The following is a 23,166-nucleotide window of genomic DNA, read 5'->3' on the forward strand; positions in this document are numbered from 1 at the left end:
GCGATCTCGTCGGGGGTGTGAAGCCAGGGGTCATAGGCCACGGTACCCCCCTTGGGCAGCTCGGCCACGAGCCAATCGCCAAGCTGGGTCTCGGGCCAGGGGACCGGGGTGAAATGACCCGGATCGACCTGTCGCTTGACCTGGGTGCGATAGCGCCCGTCGATGAACACCCCGGCCTTGTGCGGCAGCACCGCGCAGAACCCGGCCGATCCGGTGAAGCCGGTGAGCCATGCCAGCCGGGCATCGCGGTCGGCCACGTATTCGCCCTGATGGGCGTCGGCGCGTGGCACGAGAAAACCGGTCAGCCCTTCGCGGCGCATCAGCGCGCGCAGCGTGGCAAGTCTTTCGGGCCCTTGGGACGGGTCCGCGCTGTCCTTGAAACTCTGAAACATGCAACTCCCCTGTGGTTTGGCCGTATCGAACAGGGAAACCCGTCCATGCGCAACAGGCAATGGCGCGATATCCGATGGCGTGGTGTCGGTCGCACGTGCATTCTGGCACGAGCGCGCCGCTGGCAAGACAATTCCCCTGCGAAGAATCGGGGATGGGCCTCTTGGGGTGGCAGGATCGGCCTGGTGCGGGACGGTCTAGCTGGCCTTCTTGATGCCGAGGAAGCGCGCCCGCGCCCGCGCGTCCATGTCGAAGAGCGCGGCAAGCTGTTCGGTCATGGCCCCGGCCAGTTGTTCGACATCGGTGATCGTTACCGCGCGGTCGTAATAGCGGGTCACGTCATGGCCGATACCGATGGCCAGAAGCTCGACGATCTTTTTCTTCTCGATCATCGCGATCACGTCGCGCAGGTGCTTTTCGAGGTAATTGGCCGGGTTGACCGAGAGGGTCGAATCATCGACCGGCGCGCCGTCGGAGATCACCATCAGGATGCGCCGCGCTTCGGGGCGCATCAGCATCCGGCGATGCGCCCATTCCAGCGCCTCGCCGTCGATGTTTTCCTTCAGAAGCCCCTCTTTCATCATCAGCCCGAGGTTGGGCCGCACCCGGCGCAACGGCGCATCCGCGCCCTTGTAAATGATGTGGCGCAGGTCGTTGAGGCGGCCGGGCTGGGCGGGGCGGCCTTCGCCCAGCCATCTCTCGCGGCTCTGGCCACCCTTCCATGCGCGGGTTGTGAAGCCCAGAATTTCGACCTTGACGTCGCAACGCTCGAGCGTGCGGGCAAGCACATCGGCGCAGATCGCGGCGATCGAGATCGGGCGGCCGCGCATCGAACCGGAATTGTCCAGAAGCAGCGTGACCACCGTGTCGCGGAACTCGGTATCCTTCTCGACCTTGAAGGAAAGCGGCGTCGTGGGGTTCGCCACCACGCGCGCAAGCCGTCCTGCATCGAGGATACCCTCTTCGCGGTCGAACTCCCACGAGCGGTTCTGCTGGGCCTGCAAACGGCGCTGGAGCTTGTTGGCAAGCCGCCCAACCGCGCCCTTGAGCGGGTCCAGTTGCTGATCGAGATAGGAGCGGAGCCGCTCGAGCTCGGCCGGTTCTGCGAGATCCTCGGCGGCGATTTCCTCGTCGAAATTGGTCTCGTAGGCGCGGTAATCGGGGTCGGCATCCGAGAGCGGTGGCGGCGGCGGCGGGTCGAGCGGGGCCTCGCCGTCGGGCATTTCGGCTTCGTCGCCCATCTCGTCCTCGGCCATCTCGTCCATCGAGACCTGGGCCTCGGAGGCGTCCTGTTGATCGTCCTGGGTCTGGTCTGGTTCTGCCTCGCCGGACTGGTCCTCGCTCTCTTCCTGGCCTGCGTCCTCGGGGTTTTCCTCTTCCTGGGCCTCGTCGTCCTGATCGTCCTCGTCGTCATCGGGTGCGTCGGGATCGTCGCCCAACTGGTCGCCATAGCCCAGGTCTGTGATGACCTGCCGCGCGAAGCGGGCAAACTCGGCCTGATCGGAGAGTTTTTCCTGGAGGTTTTCGAGCGTGCCGCCGGCCTGTTCCTCGATGAAGCCCTGCCAGAGCCTCATGATGTTGTCGGCCCCCGGGGGCAGGTCGCGGCCGGTGGCAAGGTGGCGGGTCAGATAGCCCGCGGCGGCGGCCAGCGGCGCGTCGGCGCTGTCGGTGATCTGCTCATAGCCACGGCGGCGGGCCTCGTCGGCGATCTTGGCGTCGATATTGCCCGAGGTGCCGGGCATTTCGCGCGCGCCCATCGCCTCGCAGCGGGCGGTTTCCATCGCCTCGTAGATGTCGCGGGCCATGTCGCCGGGGGGGGCGAATTTGGCATGGGTGGCGTCGTCGTGAAACTTGTGACGGAGCGCCAGCGCATCGGCCGTGCCGCGGGCGAGCAGCACCTCATCGCGGGTCATCCGGCGCGAAACCTGTGGCAGGCGCATCGCATCGCCCGAAATCCCCGCGGGATCGACCGAATAGGAGACCGCGAGATCGGGATCGTCGGCCATGACCTTGGTGGCCTCGGCCAGGGCCTTCTTGAAGGGATCGGCGGGGTTGTCGGTGGGCTTGCTCATCGTGGTGTCCTCGGCAGGGCGCTCATCGGCCCTTGAGGGCCGTATCGCGCGGCCTGCAGGTCAGGGCGGGATGAGCGGCTCTGCGTCATCCCAGGCTCACGCTGGCGGCCGACTCGGGCAGTTCCTCGTCAAAGCAACGCTGGTAGAACTCGGCCACGGTCTGGCGTTCGAGCTCGTCGCATTTGTTGAGGAAGGTCACGCGGAAGGCATAGCCCACGTTGCGGAAGATCTCGGCGTTCTGGGCCCACGTGATGACCGTGCGGGGGCTCATCAGGGTCGAAAGGTCGCCGTTCATGAAAGCGGTGCGCGTGAGGTCGGCGATGGTGACCATCTGGCTGACGATACGGCGGCCCTTCTCGGTGTTGTAATGCGGGTTCTTGGCCAGAACGATCGCGGTTTCGGCGTCGTGGGAAAGGTAGTTCAGCGTGGCCACGAGGCTCCAGCGGTCCATCTGGGCCTGGTTGATCTGCTGCACCCCGTGATAAAGCCCGGTGGTGTCGCCCAGCCCCACGGTGTTCGCGGTGGCAAAGAGGCGGAAATACTTGTGCGGGGTCAAGATCTCGTTCTGGTCGAGCAGGGTGAGCTTGCCGTCGGTTTCCAGGACCCGCTGGATCACGAACATGACGTCGGCGCGGCCCGCGTCGTATTCGTCGAACACGATGGCGGTGGGATTGCGCAGCGCCCAGGGCAGGATGCCCTCCTGGAACTCGGTGACCTGCTTGCCATCCTTGAGCTTGATCGCGTCCTTGCCGATGAGGTCGATCCGGCTGATATGGCTGTCGAGATTGACGCGCACGCAGGGCCAGTTGAGATGCGCGGCCACCTGCTCGATATGGGTGGATTTGCCGGTGCCGTGATAGCCTTGGATCATCACCCGGCGATTGTGCGAAAAGCCTGCGAGAATGGCCAGCGTGGTGTCGGGGTCGAACTTGTAGGTCGAATCGATATCCGGCACCCGCTCGGAACGGTCGGAAAAGCCCTTGACCGTCATGTCCGTATCAATGCCAAAGACCTCGCGGACCGAGATTTCCTCGGTGGGTTTCGCGTTGATGTCGATCGATCCGTCCGCCATGTTCTGTCGTCCTCTGAGCCCGGCCAAAATGCCAACCCGCACGTGGTGCAATAATTCGCGCCCAAGGGCAAGGGGCGGGGCAGTCTGACGCGGGGGCGCGAAGGGCACAAGTTGAAATAATTCCCGGGGTGGCAGTGTGCCGGGTGACGATCGGGCGGTTTCGTGCCAGTCTCGCGTCGATGGTGACGCGCGCGGATATCGAGGACATGCTGGCCCGCACCGCCCTGGGCGACAGGGCGGCGTTTGCCGGGCTTTACCGGGCGACCTCGGCGAAACTTCTCGGGGTCGCGTGGCGTATATTGAATGACAGGGGCGAGGCCGAAGAGGTGCTGCAGGAGGTGTTCGTGCGGATCTGGGACAAGGCCGACCGCTATCACGCCAACGGGCTGAGTCCGATGACATGGCTGATCACGGTGACGCGGAACCTGAGCATCGACCGGTTGCGCCGGATCAAAGCCGTTGGAAAGGTTCAGGTGGGTGATCCGGGTGAGGCCGCGGCGCAAATGGCCGATTCCGCCCCCGGCCCCGAGGCGCAGGTTGTCGCGGCCGGAGAGCGGGCGCGTATCGACGCTTGCCTGGATGAGCTAGAGGCCGTGCGGGCGGTGGCCGTGCGCGGGGCCTATCTCGAGGGGTTGAGCTATGCTGAACTGGCCGCGCGTCACGAGGTGCCGCTCAACACCATGCGGACATGGCTGCGCCGCAGCCTCTTGAAACTGAGGGAGTGCCTGAACCGATGAGCGAAGGGGGGCCAGATCGCGAAGACGACCGTATCCGCGCGGCGGAATACGCGCTCGGCCTGCTGGACGAGGCCGAGGCCGCCGATTTTGCCGCGCGGCTGCGCGATGATCCCGAATTGCGGGAGGAATATGCGCTCTGGGCCGAGCATCTGGCCACTCTGGCGGATGGTGCGGAGGCGACGCCGCCTGCTCGGGTCTGGCAGGGCATCGAGAGGGGGCTCTTCGAGACTGTGCAGGCGCCAGCGGGCCGCGCGCGCTGGCGCTACTGGCGCGGTTGGGGGCTGGGCGCGGCGCTGGCGGCGGTACTGGCGGTGCTTTTGCTCTACCTGGGACCATTCGGACCGCCGACAGAGCCAAGCGCCGACCTGACCGCGCGGATCGAGGCCGAGAGCGGAGATGTGCGGGTTCTGGCGGGATATGACGAGGCAACGGGCCAGCTCGAAGTAGCGCGGCGTGAAGGTGCGCCGGCGCCCGGGCGGTCGTTCGAGCTCTGGCTGATCGCGGGCGACGCGGCGCCGGTCTCGCTGGGCATTCTGCCGGAGCAGGAGCGTGGTGTGCTGTCGGTGCCCGAGGCGCTGGGCCCACGGATGGCCGGGGCGATGCTTGCGATTTCCGATGAACCGGCGGGCGGATCGCCGACCGGGCAACCGACCGGCGAGGTTCTGGCCATGGGGCAGGTGATCACAGGTTCGTGAGGGGTGAAACCCGATTGCCGGTCCTGACGTGTCTGCCTGTGACCTGCCTGAAACGGGCGGGGAAAACGCAACATGAAAGGACCAAGACATGAAAAAGATTGCACTTGCCGCCGCGTTCGCCCTCGTCGCAGGGGGCGCACAGGCCGACAATCCGATGGTGGGCGGCGCACCGATGTTCGCGTCGAAAAACATCGTCGAGAACGCGGTAAATTCGGCCGATCACACCACGCTGGTGGCTGCCGTGCAGGCGGCCGGGCTGGTCGAGACGCTTCAGGGCGAGGGGCCGTTCACTGTCTTTGCGCCCACCGACGCGGCCTTTGACAGGCTCAAGGCTGGCACGGTCGAAGCGCTGCTCGAGCCGGAGGCCAAGGACCAGTTGACCAAGATCCTGACTTGCCACGTGGTCGGGGCCGACGCGATGTCGGGCGCGATCAAGGGCATGATCGACGATGATGGCGGTGCGCACATGGTGCCGACACTGGGCGGTTGCATGCTCGAGGTGACCTATGACGGCGACAGGATCATGCTCGAAGACGAGCGTGGACGCACGATCAACGTGACCATCGCCGATGTCGAGCAATCGAACGGCGTGATCCACGTGGTTGACCGGCTGATCCTGCCGGCGATGTGAGGCAGATAGCGCCAAGCCGTGGGGCTGCCGGTCAACGGCTGGTGGCCCTGCGCGATGCGCTTGGCTTCACGCGAAGTTGCGCGGCACGTGATTGCATGGGCCCGGCATGTCGCGCAGAACAGGGGCCGGAAAAGGAGTTTCTCATGCAACGACGGAATTTTTTCCAACTCGCATTGGCCGCGCCGGCGGCTATGGTGGCAGGCTTTGCCCCCGGATCGGCGCGCGCCTTCGAAGTGACGCGGACCGACCGCGAATGGCGCGCAATGCTGAGCCCCCTGGAATACAAGGTGATGCGCAAGGACGGGACCGAACGGGCCTTTTCCTCGCCGCTCGACAAGGAATATGGCGACGGCACCTATCATTGCCGTGGCTGTGACCGGCCGCTTTATTCAAGCGAGCACAAATACGACAGCGGCACCGGCTGGCCCAGTTTCTGGCAGGCGAAAAGCGGCGCCATCGGCACCAAACCGGACCGGACCCTTTTTGGCACCCACACCGAATGCCACTGCGCACGTTGCGGCAGTCACCTGGGCCATATCTTCGATGACGGCCCGAAACCCACGGGCAAGCGGCATTGCATCAACGGTGTGAGCCTGGTCTTCCGGGCTGCGTGAGAGGATGCGCCCGAAAGGTTACGAAATGTGAACGCCACCGAACGGCGCCGCGCCCGGGCGAGCAGGCGCATTTCGCGGGCCGTGATCTTCACTTGAAATTGCGGCTGTCCTTGACCTGTTCCCAGGCCCACATCACCTCTTGCAACTGTTCCTCCTGCGAGCGGTCGCCACCGTTCATGTCCGGGTGCAGGACCTTGATGAGGGCCTTGTACGCCTTGCGCACCTCGGTTTTCGTGGCACTGTCCTTCACTTCGAGGATCTCGATCGCGCGGCGTTCGGTGGGCGGCAGGCGCCGGCCCGTGGACTTGCCGCGCTTGCCGGGATTTTGCGTGGCATTGGCACCAAGGACCTGGTGCGGATCCTCGATTCCGAGCCGGGCCCAGGCGCGGGCCTCGGGGTCGCGGAAGCTCCGGGTCTGACGATCCCAGACCTTGTCCTTGGTGGCCTGGGCGTTCATCTCGGCCTCGGTGGTGCCGTCGAAGAAGTTCCACTTGAGATTGTATTCGCGCACATGCTCCTTGCAGAACCAGTAGTAGTCATCGAGCACGTCCGGCGCCTTGGGCGCGCGGAACTTGCCCGGCTCGTTGCATCCTTCGTGATCGCAGATCCGGGTTGATGTCTCGGACGCACCGGACATGCCGCGCCGCCCGCGCGGATTCTTCTTCTTGGCCGACGAAACGGAAATATCGAAACCGAAGGGGTCGGGTTTTCGCATGATTGAGGCACCTTTTCGACTCGGACCCGGGAGTTTACCCTTCTGGGCGAAAACCGAAAGAGGGCAGGAGAGAAAAATTGACGAAAGAAGCGGAGATCCGTGCCGCGATCGAGGCGGCGTTCAACATAGAAGAGCTGGAAATCGTTAATCAATCTTCGCTTCACGCGGGTCATGCGGGCGATGACGGCTCGGGCGAGAGCCATTTTGCGCTACGTCTGCGTGCCGCCGAACTGGCCGGTCTGGGCCGGGTCGCGCGTCACCGGGCGGTGCATCGTGCGCTCGGGCCGGACCTCGTGGCCTCGATCCATGCGCTTTCTCTGGACCTGGGATAGGGGTCAGCTGCGTTCGGTGTCGCCGGAGGGGACGTCGGGCGCGGTGTCGCTGTCGTCGGGTGCCGGGCTGGTGATGTCGTCTTCGGGATCGGCGTCGGGTATTTCGGTCGTATCTGCCGATTCTGGCGCCTCGGCGTGAACGCTTTCTTGTGTTTGTGTGCGCTGGGTATCGTGCGGGCGGCGAAATATCAGCAGGTCGCGAAAGACGGTCTGCGTGGAGGTCAGGCCCTGGCGTTCGTCCACGGGCAGGGTTTCGACGCGCTGAAACTCCCAGCCATCCGCGGCGTGCTCGTTTATAACCTCTTGCAATACATGGGCAAACCGGGCTTCCGGGGTCTTGAGGCGCCGGATCTTGCGCGCCTTGCGCGGGGCCGGGACGACCTTGTATTCGTAACCTGTCATCGGGTGCTGTCCATGGTGTCGCGTCCGCCTTTCCTAGCAGGCCGGCGCAGGGGTTTCCAGCGCGGGTTACCCCATGGTGTCACGACCGCCCCGCCGGGTTAACACGAATCTTCGCCGAGGAATCGGGGGGTGCCAACCGTGCACCGACCGGCTGCCCGCCGGCTGCCGGGTCGTGCTCTGCGAATGGTCGGGGCCAAGTGTAAACCCGGCGCGCGGTCACTTGCGGCGAATGCCGATGGCGCGGCCGACGGAGGCGGGGCGCGGCAGATCGCGGTGGCGGGCCATGAGAGCACCGACATTGGCCAGGATGTCGGGTGGCATCGGCGCGACGCGGGGGCCGGACGTATCGATATGCAGGGTCAGACCTTCGGCGCTGGCCGAGACCCAGCCGTCCGAGTGGATGAGTTCCTGGTAGAAATGGAACCGCTTTTCGTCATGGTCGAGCAGTTGGAAACTCGCGCGCACCATGTCGCCCTCGTGAATCTCGCGCAGGTAACGGACATGGGATTCGGCGGCATAGGTGGTGAAGCCCCGTTCGGTCCGGTATTCGGGGCCGAATCCCAGCTCTTCCCAGATCTGGTCGACGCCCCGGTCGAAGAGCACGTGGTAGAAGGCGAGGTTGAGGTGGCCGTTGTAGTCGATCCAGTCCGGTTCGACCCGCATTGGTGTCGAGATGAAGGGGGTGTTTTCGGTCATGTGTCTCAGAACGGTTTGACCACCACGACCCAGAGAATGGCGATGGTGGCGATGACGGAGATTTCGTTGAAGATGCGCAGGAAGAAGTCGCTTTCGCGAAATTCGCCGCGCCGGGCGCGAATCACGAGGCGCCCGGTCCAGGCGTAATGCAAGGCCAGAAGGGCCACGAGCGCGGTCTTGAGATGGGTCCAGGGGGCGAAACCCCAGACCGACCAGGCGAGCCATAGCCCGGTGATCACGCCGATCACCGCCAGCCCTGCGGAGAAGCGGTAAAGCCGCACGGTCAGATCGCCGGTCGGGCCGAATTCGCCCAGCCTCGCGTACTCACGCTTCCAGTAGATCAGCGCACGCGGCACGGCAAAGACGGATGTCATCCAGCCCATGACGCAAAGCAGGTGTATGATCTTGACCCAGTCCATGCGCGATGGATGGCCCATTGCTCCGCCGGGCGCAAGAGTGCAGCCGCGCCTTGCCGCGTCATCCTGCGCGCAGTCCGAGATGCCGGATGCCTCCGGCGGGGATATTTGGGGCCAAATGAAGGGACGGGGACAGATAAGGAAACGGAATCTTAACCTTGCCATGTCAGCTTGGCTTTACGGTACAGGCGGGGACGCCGATGACCGTGCCAAGTGAAGGCCCCTCGCTATGTGGCGGGGGGCTGACTTTTGCGCGGCCATGTCTTCATTTGGCGCCGAATATCCTGAGGGTCTGGGGGTGAAACCCCCAGCGGCTGGGCAAGTGCCGCCGTCCGGTCAGAGCCCGAGCCGGTCCTGCACGAGCGCGTTCACCGCCTTGGGGTTGGCCTTGCCGCCGGTGGCCTTCATCACCTGGCCCACGAACCAGCCGGCGAGTTTCGGGTTCACCTTGGCCTTTTCGACCTGCGCGGGGTTGGCGGCGATGATCTCGTCGAGCGCGGCCTCGATCGCACCGGTGTCGGTGACCTGCTTCATGCCGCGCTCTTCGACGATCTGCGCCGGGTCGCCCCCTTCGGTATAGACGATCTCGAAAAGGTCCTTGGCGATCTTGCCCGAGATCACGTCCGCGGCGATCAGGTCGATGATCCCGCCAAGCTGCGCGGGGCTGACCGGGCTTTGGGTGATGTCGTGATCTTCCTTCTTGAGGCGGCCGAAGAGCTCGTTGATGATCCAGTTGGCGGCGAGCTTGCCATCGCGGCCCCTGGCCACCTCTTCGAAAAAGCCGGCGGCATCGGTTTCGGCGGTCAGCACGCTCGCGTCATATTCGGTGAGGCCGTAATCGGCCATGAACCGCGCCTTCTTCTCGTCGGGCAGTTCGGGCAGGTTTGCCGCGATCTCGTCCACCCAGGCCTGCTCGATCTCGAGCGGCAGCAGGTCTGGGCAGGGGAAATAGCGATAGTCATGCGCCTCTTCCTTGGAGCGCATCGAGCGGGTTTCGCCCTTCTCGGGATCGTAGAGGCGGGTTTCCTGCACCACCTCGCCGCCTTCCTCGATGATGCGGATCTGGCGGCGGGCCTCGAAGTCGATCGCGGCCTGGATGAAGCGCATGGAGTTCATGTTCTTGATCTCGCAGCGGGTGCCGAGATGCGAGAAATCCTGGGTCTCCTGGTATTTCTCGTACTGGCCCGGGCGGCAGACCGAGACGTTGACGTCGGCGCGCAGGTTGCCGTTCTGCATGTCGCCGTCGCAGGTGCCGAGATAGCGCAGGATCTGGCGCAGTTTCACCACGTAGGCGGCGGCCTCTTCGGGGCCGCGGATGTCGGGGCGCGAGACGATTTCCATGAGCGCGACGCCGGTGCGGTTGAGATCGACGAAGGACATGGTCGGGTCCATGTCGTGGATGCTCTTGCCCGCGTCCTGTTCGATATGGATGCGCTCGATGCGCACCTTTCGTGCGATGCCCGGGGCCATGTCGACGAGAATCTCGCCCTCGCCCACGATCGGCTCGTAAAGCTGGGAGATCTGGTAACCCTGCGGCAGGTCGGGGTAGAAATAGTTCTTGCGGTCGAAGGCCGATTTGAGGTGGATCTTCGCCTTGAGACCAAGCCCGGTACGCACCGCCTGTTCGACGCAGAATTCGTTGATCACCGGCAACATGCCCGGCATCGCCGCATCGACGAAGGCGACGTTGGAATTGGGCTCGGCGCCGAACTGGGTGGAGGCGCCCGAGAAGAGCTTGGCTTTCGAGGCCACCTGTGCGTGCACCTCCAAACCGATCACCAGTTCCCAATCGTGTTTCGCGCCCGCGATCACTTTGGGCCTGGGGGGTTCATGGGTGAGATCGAGCATCGGTCCGGCTCCTTGCTGGCAATGGCTGTCTTCTAGGGCAGGGGCGGGGTCTGGGCAAGGGGGCGCAGGGGCCCGCGCCACGGCCAGGTAAGGATTCCCTGACTGTCGCGGCCGCGGGGAGATGTGATGCAATCGAGCCATATCGGGAGGATTTCCGCATGGCATTTCATCGCAAGATCATTTTCGCGGCGCTGGCGATCACGGCGTTTGGCGCAGGGGCCGGAATCATCACGGCCGAAGAGTCCGCCCCGGTGCTGACCGACCCGGGCTGGTGGCTGGCCCAGGGCGAGGCGCTGATCGGGGTGGACCGGAACGGCTGGTGCCGGTGCATATAAGGCGCCCAAGCCCCGCGCGGCGTCTATTGCGGCGGGTAGAGCCGCAACCCGTGGCGTGAAAAGGCGACCGTGGTTCCGGCCAGCAATTCGTCGGCGAAATGGCGCGCGATGGTCATGCGCGCGGTCATCGTGCCGCGGCGCAGAAGCGCCGAGCGCATCGGCAGTTGGGCGCTGCGCGCGTCGGAAAGGTCCGGGCCGATGCTGGCCTCGGCCCAGACGAGCGGGTGCAATTCGAACAGGTATTCGGCAAGGATCCAGTCCAGCGCCGCGTGGATCGCGAGGCGGGTTTCGCGCAACGGTCGCGGAGCGTCCGGCGGTGTCCGGTTCGGGTCCATCGTGATCGCCGCATAGGCCGCGAGCATGTTGGCGATGTGCTGATCGGGGCGGTTGGCAAGGATGTCGCGCATCCCATCGAGAAAGAAATCGAGATCGAGCGCGCGCGCCGCACCCGGATCGACCGCGAGCGCGTCCATGTAGACCCAGGCATAGGCGCCGTTGCCCCAGATCGTGCCGCTGCGCGCGGCGGTGCGCCGCGCCTCGAGTTCGAGCGCATCGTAGGAACCGAACCAGCGCGGCAGGAGGTGATTGCCAAGGGCGCGCATCGGGCGGGGATTGCCGGGGTTGAGGTCGATCAGGCGTTCGTAATCATCGGCAAGGCGCTTTCCCGGGTCGGGATCGCCACTCAGCAGGGTGCAACGTGCCGCGGCCAGCAGCGGCGACTCGGGCTTCTGGTCGAAGAACGGTTCGAGAATCCGCGCCGCACGCTCGAAATGGGTCGCGAAGAGTTGTTGATTGCGGTCGGGGATTTCATGCGGCCAGCCGGTGCCGCGCCAGGCCCAGCCGATATCGGCATGGGCGAGGGCCACCGTCGCGGCGACGGCGTGATCCCGGGGAAACTCGGCCAGCATCTCTTCGAGCGCCTCGATTCCCGCGACCGACGGGTTGGCGCCGTCGGCCAGCGCCTCTTCGGTGGCGTGGACCACATCGGCGCGGGCGCCATAGCTGAGCAACTCGGCATGGGGCATGGCGCAGGGCGTGGCATCGCGCGCGGCATCGGCGGCCCGGATTTCATCGGACAGATCCTCCCAGCGTTCCTGGCGGGCCAGGAATTGTCCGCGGTCCTGCATCGCGGCGCGGGCGCGCTCTTCGTTCGGGGTATCGGCGGCAGGCAGGATAAGCTGTCGTTCAAGCCGGTCGGCCAGTGCGCGGTCGCGTGCCTTGGTGTTGCTGGCCGCAAGGCGGCGCAACGGTGTCGGGCGCAGGCCGTTCAACGCGCGTGTCAATGTGACGGAAAATCCCGCAGCTCGTTTCATGTCCCCTCCCGGTGATTGATCTGAAGCCAACATCGTGCCGCTTTCGGGCCGAATCCGGGCAGAGGCGCGGTGTTTTGCGGGAAATGCGGCGGCAAATTGCCGGGCGATTTCCGGGGCGGGAACAATGCCCGCTTTCCGCATCGCATTGTCGATGTCCGCCGGCGAGGCGCCGCCCATTGCGCTTGCCGCGGTCGCCGCGCGGCTTGCCCCTCGCGGCGATATGGGGTTTCATCGGCCCATGATCCGGGGGACCGAAATGGCACGGCGTGTCGCGCTTGCCGCACTGGCCTGTGCGGGCCTGGCCGGGCAGGGTTGGGCCGAAGCCCCGTCGCCGCACGACCCGCTGGCGGCTGCAAAGCGGATCGACCGGGATCTTCAGCTGACGGCAATGGATGGAGACGCGACCACGGCTCCCGCGGATGATCCCGTGCAGGTCCGGCCGCAGTTGCGTCCCGCGGCGGTGCCCCATGCGCGCTGGTCACACCGGGCCGAGGCGCCGCTCTGGACCCGGGCGGCCCTGTCGGCGCTGGGCGATCATGCCGCGCCGCTGGTCAGGATGGTGCCCGATGATATCGAGACATGGTGCCCGGCCTATCCGCAGGCCGACGCGCGGACGCGTGCGGCGTTCTGGGTGGGGTTTGTTTCGGCGCTGACCCAGCATGAAAGCACCTATCGGCCCGACGCGGTAGGCGGCGGCGGGCGCTGGTATGGGCTGATGCAGATCCTGCCGGCGACGGCGCGCGGCTATGGCTGTCGGGCGCGCAGCGGTGCGGCGTTGAAGAACGGGGCCGACAACCTGAGCTGTGCGCTGCGGATCATGGCGCGAACCGTGCCGCGCGACGGGGTGATCCATGGTCATTCGGAGCGATCGGGACGCGCGTGGCGCGGGGTTTCGGCGGATTGGGGGCCGATGCGCTCGGGCGCCAAGCGGGTAGACATCGCGTCATGGCTGCGCGCGCAGAGCTATTGCCAGCCCCTTTCACATCTGCGGCCGAAGCCGCGCCCCGAGGGGTTGGCTGCCCCGGTGGAGTGAGAACCGGGGGCGACGCGAATGGCGCTGGATGCGAATTCAGAGCATCATGCGCCGGGGCTCTGCGATGAACCGGGCGTAGCGGGCCAGGAAGCGTGCCGCGTCGGCGCCGTTGATCACGCGGTGATCATAGGACAGGTCAAGCGGCACCATCGGCACCGGGCGCGGGCTGTCGCCCTCCCAGACGGTGACGGTCTCGGTCCGGGTGATGCCGAGAATCGCGAGCTCGGGCGGGTTGACGATGGGGTTGAAGGCCGTGCCGCCGATGCCGCCCAGGTTGCTGATCGTCATCGAAGCGCCGCCCATCTCGTCCGGGGCGATCTTGCGCGCCTGCGCGCGATCGGCAAGCTCGGCTATTTCGGCGGACAGGTCCCACAGCCCCTTGCAGTCGGCATCGCGGATGACCGGCACCATCAGCCCATGGGGCGTGTCCACGGCGATGCCGACATGGACATAATCCTTCAGAATCAGGGTTTTCCCGTCCGGTGAAAGGGATGCGTTGAACCGGGGGGCGGCGCGCAGGCAGCGCGCCAAGGCCATCACATGGAAGGCCAGCGCCGTCAGCTTGACCCCGCGCGCCCGGGCTTCGGATCGCCATGCCGAGCGCAAGCCTTCGATCGCGGTGAGATCGGCGCGGTCGTGATGCGTGACCTGCGGGATCAGCGCGTTGGCGGCGCCGAGATTGCGCGCGGCCACCTGGGCGAACCGGCTCATGGGTTCCTCCTGGACCGGGCCATGGGCCGCGTGATCCACGTCCCACAAACCGGTGTCGCCGGCCGCCGCGGGGGCAGCGGAGGCGTGCAGATCTTCCGGCCCCAGCGTGGTGCGTCCCAGTTCCTGCGCGCGGGCATCGAGATCGACGCCCTGTTCCAGTGCCATGCGCCGCGTGCTGGGGCTTGCGATGATGTCCGACATGATGCCCCCCACTTACCAACTGGCCGAGATATATTGCGTTTCCATGAATTCGAGCATCCCCTCGTGCCCACCCTCGCGGCCGAGGCCGGATTGCTTGGTGCCGCCGAAGGGCGCGGCGGGGTCGCTGACCAGCCCGCGGTTCAACCCCACCATGCCATAGTCCAGCCGTTCGCAGACCTGCATCCCGCGCTTGAAATCGCCAGAGAACACGTAGGCGACAAGACCGTATTCGGTGGCATTGGCGCGGGCGATCACGTCCTGCTGATCGGTGAAGGTCTGGATCGCCGCGACCGGGCCGAAGATCTCGTCATGCACGCAATCGGCCGTCTCCGGCACGTTCGACAGGACCGTGGGCGGGTAGAAGTAGCCGACACCCTCGGGCACGGTGCCGCCGCATTCCACCCCGGCCCCCTTGGCCACGGCGTCGGCCACGAAGGCGGCCACCTTGTCGCGCGTGTCGGCGTTGACCAGCGGGCCGACATCGACCGATGGGTCGGTGCCGTCGCCGAGTTTGAGCGCGCCCATGCGTTCGGCAAGGCGCTTGGTGAAGTCCTCGGCGATGTCTTCATGCACGTAGATCCGGTTGGCTGCCGTGCAGGCTTCGCCGAGGTTGCGCATCTTGGCCAGCATCGTGCCTTCGATCGCCTCGTCCATATCGGCATCCTCGAACACCAGGACGGGCGCGTTGCCGCCCAGTTCCATCGCCGGTTTCAGAACCTGGTCGGCGGCCCCCTTCAGCAGCGTGCGGCCGACGCCGGTGGAGCCGGTGAAGCTCACCACGCGCACGCGGGGGTCATGCAGCATGTGATCAACGAGTGCGCCGGTGCGTTTCGATGGCAGCACGTTCACGAGCCCCGGCGGCACGCCCGCCTCTTCCAGAAGTGGCATCAGGGCCAGCATGGTGAGAGGCGTTTCCGAGGCGGGTTTGATGATGACGCCGCAACCTGCCGCCAATGCGGGCGCGATCTTGCGCGTGCCCATAGCCGCCGGATAGTTCCACGGGGTGATCAGCACGGCCAGCCCGGCGGGCTTGTGCTGCACGATGATCCGTGCGCCGCTGGCGGGCGCGTGGGTGATCATCCCGTCGGCGCGCACCGCCTCCTCCGCGAACCAGCGGAAGAACTCGGCGGCATATGTGGCCTCGCCGCGTGCGTCCAGGCCGGCCTTGCCGTTCTCCAGAGTGATGAGATGCGCGAAATGATCGAGCCGCGCGGTCATCAATTCCCACGCCTTTCGCAACACCTCGGAGCGTTCACGCGGCGTGCGCGCGGCCCAGTCGGCCATGGCGGCCTCGGCCGCGTCAAGCGCGGCATCGGCGTCGGCCATTCCGGCAGAGGCGACCGAGGCCAGCACCTCTTCGGTGGCGGGGTTGATCACGTCGAAACGCTCGGCCGTGTCGTGCCATGCGCCGTTGATGTAAAGATCGGTATGGTCCATGTCGGCCTCCGGGGGGTCAGAGCAGGTGGCGGAGCGGCTGCTCCACGCGGCCTGCAAAATCGCTCAAAAGGGTGATGGCGGTTTGCGCGTCGAGTTGCGAGGGGCCGCATTCCAGCGTCACGCTCAGCCCGGTCCCGCCGGTCATGAGGGTCAGGACGGGGCTGGCCTCGGCGCCCATCGCAAGACCGCGGATCGCCGTGCCGCGAAGGTCGCGCAGGATCAGGTCCGGCGCGTCCTCGGTCTCGTTTACCGCCGACAGCGCCCGGCCCGCCGGAACTGCGAAATGGCGCGCGTGTCCGAACCGCTCGACCGCGACGATACAGGGGGGCGACAGGCTGGCCCCGGCCAGACCGGCCAGAAGCGCATCGGCATCCGTCAACCCACGCGCCTCGGCGGCCCAGTCGGCAAAGGCGGCAAGGCCGTCGGTGCCGATCTCGGCGGTCAGCATGCGCGTCGCTGCCGTCGTGCCCTCGGCGGCGGGCGTTGCGGACGGCAGCGCCCGCAGCGTTTCGAGGTCACGCACATGAAACGGCTGTTGATGACCGGCCTCGACCAGCCGCGCAAGGTCAAGCCCCTGTTCCAGCGCCAGCCGTCGCGCCTTGGGCGAGGCGAGGATGCGCCCGTTGCCGGCCTGCGGCGCGGGGCTGGCGGTTTCGGGGCTTGTCTCGGGATCGGATTCCGCCTCGGCCTCTGGCCTGGCTGTAGGGGCCGGTGGGGCGGACGCCACCGACCGGGCCACGGGGTTCGCCGGGGCCTCGGCGCTGATGATCGCCACCGGCTCGCCCACCGGCACCTCTTCGCCCGCCTCGGCCAACGTCGCGGCGAGGTAGCCGTCGCGCCCGGCCTCGACCTCCATCGTGCTCTTGTCCGTCTCGACCTCGAAGAGCACGTCACCGGCGGCCACGGCATCGCCCGGCGCCTTTTGCCAGCTGACCAGCACGCCGCTGTCCTGTGCCATGCCAAGCTGCGGCATGGTGATGGAGTGACCCGTGGGCAGGTCGTCGGCAGGGGGCGCATCGCCGGCGGCTGCGGGTTTCCCATCCTCGGCGCTTTCGCTGATCCGCGCGATCACCGCACCGACCGGCACGTCATCGCCCGCATCCGCCAAGACGCCGGTCAGGAACCCGCTGGCCTGTGCCTCGACCTCCATCGTGGCCTTGTCGGTCTCGACCTCGAACAGCAGGTCGCCCTTGACCACCGCGTCGCCCGGCGCCTTGAGCCAGGACACGATCTTGCCCGCATCCTGTGCCATGCCCAGCTGGGGCATCGTCACGTCATGCGGCATGAATCATCTCCCCCGCGCAGAGCTTGCGCGCGTTTTCAACCACGCCTTCCGGGGTCGGCACGGTGATGTCCTCGAGTGCCGGTGAAAACGGCACCGGCACATCCATCGCCCCCATGCGCAGCACCGGCGCATCCAGATGATAGAATGCCTTTTCGTTCAGGCGGCTGGCGATCTCGGCGGTCACCCCGTGGCTCTGGTGGCCCTCGTCGATCACGATCGCGCGGCTGGTCCTCTTCACGCTCTCCAGGAGCGTCGCCTCGTCGAGCGGCACGATGGTGCGCGGGTCGATCACCTCGGCGCTGATGCCCTCCCGGCCCAGCATCTCGGCGGCGGTCTCGGCGACCTGCACCATCGACGAAGTGGCGATCAGCGTGATGTCCGAGCCCGCGCGCTTGATATGCGCCTCGCCGAAGGGGATGAGGTATTCCTCTTCCGGCACCGGGGCCTTGTCCTGGTACATGAGCTTGTCTTCGAAGATCACCACCGGGTTGTTGTCACGGATGGCGGTTTTCATCAGGCCCTTGGCCTCGTAGGCCGATGAGGGCATCGCCACCTTGAGCCCCGGGATATGGGCGACCAGCGCCTGCAAGGACTGGCTGTGCTGCGCCGCCGAGCGCCGGGTTGCCCCCATGTTGGTGCGCAAGACCATCGGCACGGTCAGCTTGCCACCCGACATGTAATGCTGCTTGGCCGCCTGGTTGCAGAGTTGATCCATCACGAGGTAGATGAAATCGCCGAACATCAGGTCCACGATCGGCCGCGCGCCGGTCATCGCGGCGCCCACGGCCATGCCGACGAAACCCGGTTCGGAAATGGGGGTGTCGAGCACCCTCTCGGTGCCGAATTCCTCGACCAGGCCCGACAGCACCTTGAACGGTGTGCCCGCCTCGGCCACGTCCTCGCCCATCAGGAAAACGGTCGGATCACGGCGCATTTCCTCGGCAATCGCCTCGTTCACGGCCTGCGACAGGGTAATCTCGCGCATCTTCTCTCTCCTCAGTCCGCGTAAACATGCATGTCCACTTCGGACACATCGGGATAGGCAGCGGCCTCGGCATAGGCGACGGCCTCGCGCGCATCGGTCTCGATCTCGGCATTCATCGCCTCGATCTCCGCCTCGCTGGCGATGCCTTCGGCCACCAGCCACGACCGGAACCGCACGATCGGGTCGCGGTTTTCCTTCCAGTCCTTTTCCTCGTCCTTGGAGCGGTAGTATTCGCGGTTGATGTCGCCCACATGGTGCCCGTGATAGCGATAGGTCATCAGCTCGATGAAAAACGGCCCCTCGCCCTTGCGCGCCCGCGTCACCAGCTTTTGCGTCAGCTCGTTGACCGCCAGCACGTCCTGCCCGTCGACCTGGTGCGCCTCGATTCCGAAGGCTTCGGCCCGCGCGGTGATCGAACCCGCGGCGATCTCCTCGGTCCTGGTGTATTCGGAATAGCCGTTGTTCTCGCAGGCATAGATGACCGGCAGGTTCCACAGCGCGGCCATGTTCATCACCTCGTACCAAAGCCCCTGCGCCGTCGCCCCGTCGCCAAAGAAACATACCGTCACATCGTCGCTGCCCTGCAGTTTCGCCCTGAGCGCCGAGCCGGTGGCAATGCCCATCGACCCGCCCACGATGGCATTGGCGCCAAGGTTGCCGTGGCTTTGATCGGCGATATGCATCGAGCCGCCCTTGCCGCGGCAATAGCCCTCTTCCTTGCCCAGAAGCTCGCAGAACATCTCGCGAAACTCTGCCCCCTTGGCCACGCAATGGCCGTGGCCGCGATGGGTCGAGGTGATGCGGTCATCGTCGGTCAGTGCCTCGCAGATGCCTACCGCGACGGCCTCCTCGCCGGAATACATGTGCGTGAGGCCCGGCATCTTGGCCGAGAGGTAAAGCTGGTTGGCGTTGTCCTCGAAGGTGCGGATGCGCACCATCTGGGCATACATGCGAAGGTAGTCTTCGGTATTGGTCTTGGCCTTTGCCATGGCGCGGTCCTTTCAGGGCAGGCGCCCCAGTTTCATCTTGCCTGAAATACTCCCGCCGGAGCCGCCGCCGCCCCCCTGGGTGGCGGCACGCCCCGACATGGGCGTTCAATAGCGGTTGGCGATCGGCAGGTCCTCAGCCGGGAAGAGGCTGATCACCTCGCAACCGGTATCGGTGACGACGACCTCTTCCTCGATCCGCGCGGCCGAATAGCCGTCGGCCGCCGGGCAATAGGTTTCGAGGGCAAAGACCATGCCTGTCTGGATTTCCATAGGGTGGTCGAGCGATACGGCGCGGCTGATGATGGGCCGCTCATGCAGCGCCAGCCCAAGCCCGTGCCCGAATTGCAGGCCGAAGGCCGCGTCCTCGGAGGGAAAGCCGAATTCCTCGGCCTTTGGCCAGACGGCGGCGACCTTGTCCGTGCTCACGCCCGGCTTGATCATCGCGATCGACGCGTCGATCCATTCGCGCGCCTTTACATAGGCATCGTTCTGCGCGGGTGTCGCGCGGCCGATGTTGAAGGTCCGGTAATAGCAGGTGCGATAGCCCTGGTAGCTTTGCAGAATATCGAAAAACGCCTGGTCGCCGGGGCGGAAGTAGCGATCGGTGAAATTGTGCGGATGCGGGTTGCACCGCTCGCCCGAGATCGCGTTGATCGCCTCAACGTCGTCGCTGCCCATCTCGTAGAGCATCTTGTTGGACAGTGCGACGATGTCGTTCTCGCGGATGCCGGGTTTCAGCTCCTCGTAGATCATGTGATAGACGCCATCGACCATGCTGGCCGCCTGGGTCAGAAGCTGGATCTCGTCCCAGTTCTTGATCTCCCGCGCCGCCAGCATGATCTGCTGGCCGTCCACGACCTTGATCCCTTCTTCCTGCAAGGCGTGGAACATCGCGGTTTCGGCATAGTCCACGCCCACCGGCATGTCGGCCATGCCGGCCTCCCTGATCAGCTGGGCGATCTGCCTGGCGTATTTGCGCATTAGTCCGAATTCGGGCGGGATCGTGCCGCGCATCCCGACGACGCCGGCCAGGCAGTGATCGGGCTCCAGCCAGTCGGAGTATTTCTGGTGATGGACGGCGGCCGAGCCGAAATCCCAGACATAGGGCGAATCGTCCCCGGTCAGCAGGCAGAAGCGGCACATCTTGTCGCGTTCCCACTCGCCGATCTTGGTGGCGCTGACATAGCGGATGTTGTTGACGTCGAAGAGCAGAAGCGTGCCCGCGCCGGAGGCCTGAAGGGCCTGTCGGGTCCGCGCCAGCCGATAGCGGCGCAGCCGGTCGTGGTCGATGCGGCGCTCGAAATCGACCGAGGTGTGGCCCCAGGCCGGCAGGCGCCCTTCCCAGCGCCAGTTGGGTTCGAGATCCTGCGGCGTCAGCAGGTTCGGCATCAGTGCCGAGGCGGGACGGTCAGACATGGAAAACTCCTTGCGGGGATGTTGCCCCGTCTTTCTGGGATGGATCGGGAAGCGGGGTTACTGGATGCACCAGCCGCCATCGACGTGGATCATCTGGCCGGTCATGTAGTCGCTGTCATTCGAGGCCAGGAAAGACGCGGTGCCGGTGATGTCGTCGGGATAGGACACGCGCTTGATCTGCAACGCGTCGCGCACGATGTCGTCATAGGCCTGGCCCTCGCGTTCCTTGAACCCGATGTCCACCAGATCCTTGTCGAGCTGTTCCCAGAGCGGGGTGACGACCACACCCGGTGCATAACCGTTGACGGTGATGTTGTGCTCGGCAAGGCCGATGGCCCCGCAATGCGTGAGCGCCAGGCAGCCGTATTTCGAGGTGCAATAGACGGTGACATCGACCAGCGGCTTGCGCGACGCGATGCTGCCCACGTTGATGAGCTTGTAGGGATGATCCTCCATCGGGCCCTGGGCGATCATCTGGCGGGCGGTTTCCTGCATCCCCAGCCACATCGCCTTGGTGTTGACGTTCATGATCATGTCCCAGTTGTCTTCGTCGATATCCATGAAGAACCGGGGCTTGTTCAGGCCGGCATTGAAGAGGCCGACATTGATGGACCCGAAGGCCTCGACCGTGGCGGCGACGGCGCTCGCGTTGTCCTCGCGCTTGGTGACATCCATGCTGACCGCGATGGCCTTGCCGTTTCCGGCGGCATTGATGCGCTCGGCGACAACCTGTGCCTCGTCCAGTGACAGATCGCCCAGACAGACATTCGCGCCCTGCGCGGCAAAGCTCTCGGCGTTGGCGGCGCCCATGCCGCGGGCCGCGCCGGTGATCAGGATGTTCTTGCCCTTGAGGCGGTTGGGGTCCATGGTTTCCTCCCTAAGTGACCGTGGTTCTCAGAATGGTTTCGGCCTGGCCCTGGATCCGGGCCAGTGCGTCGCGCGGGGTGACGATCCCGCGCAGCATGTCGTGCAGCTCATGGCCGCACAGGCTGATGATCTCCGAGATTTGCGGGATCGGCGGGCGTGGCCAGAATTGCAGCTCGTCCCGCCACGACATCTGGTCGACCAGTTCGAAGATCGGCGACAGGCGCCGTACTTCGGGGTCGGCCCCCACCGAATAGCGCGGTGCGGTGCGGCTTCCGTTCTGGGCATAGAGTTTCTGCGCGCCGGGCGACGTGAAGGCGACAAGCGCCTCGACCGCCTCGTCGATGCGTTCCTCGGGCAGGTTGGCGGGGATCGACAGGACATATCCCCCCACCGGCGCGATGGGACAGCCCTCGGGCCCGTGCGGATGTGGCAGGTAGCCGGTGTTGCCATGCGCGGGGCAACTTTCGTCGAGCTCGAAATAGGGGGCCAGCAGGGTATAGCCATAGGCCATCGCGACCCGCCCGGCGCCATAGGGGCGCACGCGCTCGTACCACGACATCGACAGGATGTCGGGCGGCGAGAATTGCAGCAATTGCAAGAGGTACTCCGCCGCGGCGAGGGCGCGATCGGTGTTCAGAATCGGCCGGAGGCTGCGCCCGGCAAGCGTGTCGGCATCATAGCCGCCGGCGATTTCGGGAAGGTCGATGATCGGCTGGCCGAAGGCGGCGCAGGTCATCATGAAGGTGTGGCCCAGCGCCGTGCCGCGTGCCGCGTTCCACGCCACGCCATACCGGTCATGCGCCGGATCGTGGAAATGCCGCGCGGCGGCGATCACGTCATCGGTGGTCACCGGCGGCTCCAACCCCTCGTCGGCGAACCAGTCCTTGCGATAGAACATCAGCTCGGGCGTTGTCTGGCTCGGCACGCCATAGGGCCGCCCGCCCCAATGGGCCGCGCGCCACCCGGCGGTGTGAAAATCGCTCGGATCGAGGCGTTCGACATCCATGACCTCCGACAGGGGCCGGATGAAGCCCTTCTCGGCGAATTCCCCGATCCAGGGCAGGTCGACGGCGATCAGATCATAGCGGCTCTTGCCGCGCTCGGCGTTGCGCGACGCCTCTTCGTGCAGGCGGTCGATCGAGAAGGCTCTTTGATGAATGTCGGTACCGACCATCTGCTCGAACTGCCGCTTGAGCCCCTCCATGACCATGAAGGTCGGATCGCCATGCACGAGGATGCGCAAACCGCCGGGCAGCTTGAGTGGCTGGGGCAGCGCGCCGGGCGGCGCGATGGCGGCGCGGCCGGGTTGATACGAGCCGCCGAAGTAATAGTCGGTGCTTTCGGTGGTTTTGCCGGCCTCGTCGAATGAATTCCGCACCAGGCGATCGACCCGGTCGGATAACTGGCTGAAACTCTGAAGCAATCCCGGGCTGGGATGCAGCGAATATGTCTTGCCGGTGCGGGTGCGCGGCCGCCGTTCGATCAAGCCGGCGCGCTCGATCTCGGCAAGTTTCCGGGTCGCGGTCGCATAGGGCACACCCGAGGCCGACACCAGCGACGAGGGCGAGACGATCCGCCCTTCGGAGTGGCTGAGCATCAGGTGAAGGATCATGTTGAGATGCGGTTTCGGCGTGCTCGGCTCGATCGCGGTGTCGAGTTCCATCGACAGTGCCATCAGGAACCGCACCACCCGTTCGAGCTCGGGGCTGACCTTCACCACCGACGCGGGCACGGCCCCGGCCGGAGCCGAATATCCGGATTGAATATTTCTGACTGTGCCCTGTTGCATGGCGCCTGGTTTTCCGGATGCGTTCCCGCGTCCTCGCCTCCCGTTCATCTCGTCACCCTCCATCCGTATTGAGATTGATATCCATTTCGTATGGCGAAATTATCCGAAAAGGATACAAGTAAATCCAATATGGATAAATTTGCCGATGTCCGGCGACCGGAAACGCGCGACGTTACTTTCAGATT

24 protein-coding genes are annotated in these 23,166 nt (G+C 65.6%); 7 read left to right on the forward strand and 17 right to left on the reverse strand.

The window, feature by feature from the left end; all coding sequences use genetic code 11:
* The 3 genes from ACESL9_RS06315 to cobS all read right to left on the reverse strand — a co-directional run.
* On the reverse strand, positions 1-392 hold a 392-nt coding region (locus tag ACESL9_RS06315; protein ID WP_372674618.1), incomplete at its 3' end, for an aminopeptidase P family N-terminal domain-containing protein.
* A gap of 195 nt (positions 393-587) precedes the next feature.
* Complete coding sequence (gene cobT / locus ACESL9_RS06320) at positions 588-2,462, reverse strand: cobaltochelatase subunit CobT (RefSeq protein ID WP_372609482.1); 1,875 nt, start codon at positions 2,460-2,462, stop codon at positions 588-590.
* An 85-nt stretch (positions 2,463-2,547) separates the two neighbouring features.
* Entirely contained in the window at positions 2,548-3,534 is a 987-nt protein-coding gene (gene cobS, locus ACESL9_RS06325; RefSeq protein WP_372609484.1) for a cobaltochelatase subunit CobS, read from the reverse strand.
* A 179-nt stretch (positions 3,535-3,713) separates the two neighbouring features.
* Here cobS and ACESL9_RS06330 point away from each other — a divergent pair, with 179 nt between their 5' ends.
* From ACESL9_RS06330 to msrB, 4 genes are all read left to right on the forward strand, one after another.
* Positions 3,714-4,271 carry a sigma-70 family RNA polymerase sigma factor gene (locus tag ACESL9_RS06330; RefSeq protein ID WP_372674627.1) on the forward strand — a complete coding sequence of 186 codons (558 nt, stop codon included), beginning with the start codon at positions 3,714-3,716 and terminating at the stop codon, positions 4,269-4,271.
* Positions 4,268-4,966 carry an anti-sigma factor domain-containing protein gene (locus tag ACESL9_RS06335; protein WP_372609486.1) on the forward strand — a complete coding sequence of 233 codons (699 nt, stop codon included), beginning with the start codon at positions 4,268-4,270 and terminating at the stop codon, positions 4,964-4,966. The genes ACESL9_RS06330 and ACESL9_RS06335 overlap by 4 nt, the downstream gene beginning before the upstream one ends.
* A gap of 88 nt (positions 4,967-5,054) precedes the next feature.
* Positions 5,055-5,597: a fasciclin domain-containing protein gene (locus ACESL9_RS06340; RefSeq protein ID WP_372674619.1), complete on the forward strand. Its 543-nt coding sequence runs from the start codon at positions 5,055-5,057 to the stop codon at positions 5,595-5,597.
* A gap of 143 nt (positions 5,598-5,740) precedes the next feature.
* Positions 5,741-6,211 (forward strand): peptide-methionine (R)-S-oxide reductase MsrB, encoded by a 471-nt coding sequence (gene msrB, locus ACESL9_RS06345; protein ID WP_372609490.1) that lies wholly within the window; start codon positions 5,741-5,743, stop codon positions 6,209-6,211.
* Positions 6,212-6,299: 88 nt separating this feature from the next.
* On the opposite strand, the gene ACESL9_RS06350 is transcribed toward msrB, so the two are convergent.
* Entirely contained in the window at positions 6,300-6,926 is a 627-nt protein-coding gene (locus ACESL9_RS06350) for a J domain-containing protein (RefSeq protein ID WP_372609492.1), read from the reverse strand.
* Between the two features lie 77 nt (positions 6,927-7,003).
* Between ACESL9_RS06350 and ACESL9_RS06355 the strand changes: the two genes are divergently transcribed.
* Entirely contained in the window at positions 7,004-7,258 is a 255-nt protein-coding gene (locus ACESL9_RS06355) for a BolA family protein (RefSeq protein ID WP_372609494.1), read from the forward strand.
* 3 nt (positions 7,259-7,261) lie between these two features.
* Here ACESL9_RS06355 and ACESL9_RS06360 read toward each other — a convergent pair whose 3' ends face one another.
* The 4 genes from ACESL9_RS06360 to gatB all read right to left on the reverse strand — a co-directional run bounded on the left by ACESL9_RS06360 (position 7,262) and on the right by gatB (position 10,620).
* Positions 7,262-7,660, reverse strand: a complete 399-nt coding sequence (locus tag ACESL9_RS06360) for a DUF4177 domain-containing protein (protein WP_372609496.1) — start codon at positions 7,658-7,660, stop codon at positions 7,262-7,264.
* A 216-nt stretch (positions 7,661-7,876) separates the two neighbouring features.
* On the reverse strand, positions 7,877-8,356 hold the full coding sequence (locus ACESL9_RS06365) for a thioesterase family protein (protein ID WP_372609498.1): 480 nt from the start codon (positions 8,354-8,356) through the stop codon (positions 7,877-7,879).
* Between the two features lie 5 nt (positions 8,357-8,361).
* On the reverse strand, positions 8,362-8,775 hold the full coding sequence (locus tag ACESL9_RS06370) for a CopD family protein (RefSeq protein ID WP_372609500.1): 414 nt from the start codon (positions 8,773-8,775) through the stop codon (positions 8,362-8,364).
* Positions 8,776-9,108: 333 nt separating this feature from the next.
* Entirely contained in the window at positions 9,109-10,620 is a 1,512-nt protein-coding gene (gene gatB, locus ACESL9_RS06375; RefSeq protein ID WP_372609502.1) for an Asp-tRNA(Asn)/Glu-tRNA(Gln) amidotransferase subunit GatB, read from the reverse strand.
* A gap of 158 nt (positions 10,621-10,778) precedes the next feature.
* On the opposite strand from gatB, the gene ACESL9_RS06380 reads away from it, so the two are divergent.
* Positions 10,779-10,955 carry a hypothetical protein gene (locus ACESL9_RS06380; RefSeq protein ID WP_372609504.1) on the forward strand — a complete coding sequence of 59 codons (177 nt, stop codon included), beginning with the start codon at positions 10,779-10,781 and terminating at the stop codon, positions 10,953-10,955.
* A 23-nt stretch (positions 10,956-10,978) separates the two neighbouring features.
* Here the strand turns inward: ACESL9_RS06380 and ACESL9_RS06385 are convergent, their stop codons facing one another.
* Positions 10,979-12,268, reverse strand: a complete 1,290-nt coding sequence (locus tag ACESL9_RS06385) for a hypothetical protein (protein WP_372674620.1) — start codon at positions 12,266-12,268, stop codon at positions 10,979-10,981.
* 124 nt (positions 12,269-12,392) lie between these two features.
* Between ACESL9_RS06385 and ACESL9_RS06390 the strand changes: the two genes are divergently transcribed.
* Positions 12,393-13,301, forward strand: a complete 909-nt coding sequence (locus ACESL9_RS06390) for a transglycosylase SLT domain-containing protein (protein WP_372674621.1) — start codon at positions 12,393-12,395, stop codon at positions 13,299-13,301.
* 36 nt (positions 13,302-13,337) lie between these two features.
* Here ACESL9_RS06390 and ACESL9_RS06395 read toward each other — a convergent pair whose 3' ends face one another.
* The 8 genes from ACESL9_RS06395 to ACESL9_RS06430 form a co-directional block, all read right to left on the reverse strand.
* Positions 13,338-14,213: a 2-oxo acid dehydrogenase subunit E2 gene (locus ACESL9_RS06395; protein ID WP_372609510.1), complete on the reverse strand. Its 876-nt coding sequence runs from the start codon at positions 14,211-14,213 to the stop codon at positions 13,338-13,340.
* A gap of 12 nt (positions 14,214-14,225) precedes the next feature.
* Positions 14,226-15,650, reverse strand: a complete 1,425-nt coding sequence (locus ACESL9_RS06400) for an NAD-dependent succinate-semialdehyde dehydrogenase (protein ID WP_372609512.1) — start codon at positions 15,648-15,650, stop codon at positions 14,226-14,228.
* Between the two features lie 16 nt (positions 15,651-15,666).
* Positions 15,667-16,935 carry a biotin/lipoyl-containing protein gene (locus ACESL9_RS06405; RefSeq protein WP_372609514.1) on the reverse strand — a complete coding sequence of 423 codons (1,269 nt, stop codon included), beginning with the start codon at positions 16,933-16,935 and terminating at the stop codon, positions 15,667-15,669.
* Complete coding sequence (locus ACESL9_RS06410) at positions 16,925-17,920, reverse strand: alpha-ketoacid dehydrogenase subunit beta (protein WP_372674622.1); 996 nt, start codon at positions 17,918-17,920, stop codon at positions 16,925-16,927. The genes ACESL9_RS06405 and ACESL9_RS06410 overlap by 11 nt, the downstream gene beginning before the upstream one ends.
* 11 nt (positions 17,921-17,931) lie before the next feature.
* Positions 17,932-18,909 (reverse strand): thiamine pyrophosphate-dependent dehydrogenase E1 component subunit alpha, encoded by a 978-nt coding sequence (locus tag ACESL9_RS06415; RefSeq protein ID WP_372609518.1) that lies wholly within the window; start codon positions 18,907-18,909, stop codon positions 17,932-17,934.
* A gap of 105 nt (positions 18,910-19,014) precedes the next feature.
* On the reverse strand, positions 19,015-20,325 hold the full coding sequence (locus ACESL9_RS06420) for a M24 family metallopeptidase (RefSeq protein ID WP_372609520.1): 1,311 nt from the start codon (positions 20,323-20,325) through the stop codon (positions 19,015-19,017).
* 57 nt (positions 20,326-20,382) lie between these two features.
* Positions 20,383-21,192 carry an SDR family NAD(P)-dependent oxidoreductase gene (locus ACESL9_RS06425; RefSeq protein WP_372609522.1) on the reverse strand — a complete coding sequence of 270 codons (810 nt, stop codon included), beginning with the start codon at positions 21,190-21,192 and terminating at the stop codon, positions 20,383-20,385.
* Between the two features lie 10 nt (positions 21,193-21,202).
* On the reverse strand, positions 21,203-22,981 hold the full coding sequence (locus tag ACESL9_RS06430; protein WP_372674623.1) for an extracellular solute-binding protein: 1,779 nt from the start codon (positions 22,979-22,981) through the stop codon (positions 21,203-21,205).
* Between the last annotated feature and the right edge of the window lie 185 nt (positions 22,982-23,166).

Source organism: Aquicoccus sp. (assembly GCF_041686535.1).
Taxonomy (GTDB): Bacteria; Pseudomonadota; Alphaproteobacteria; order Rhodobacterales; family Rhodobacteraceae; genus Aquicoccus.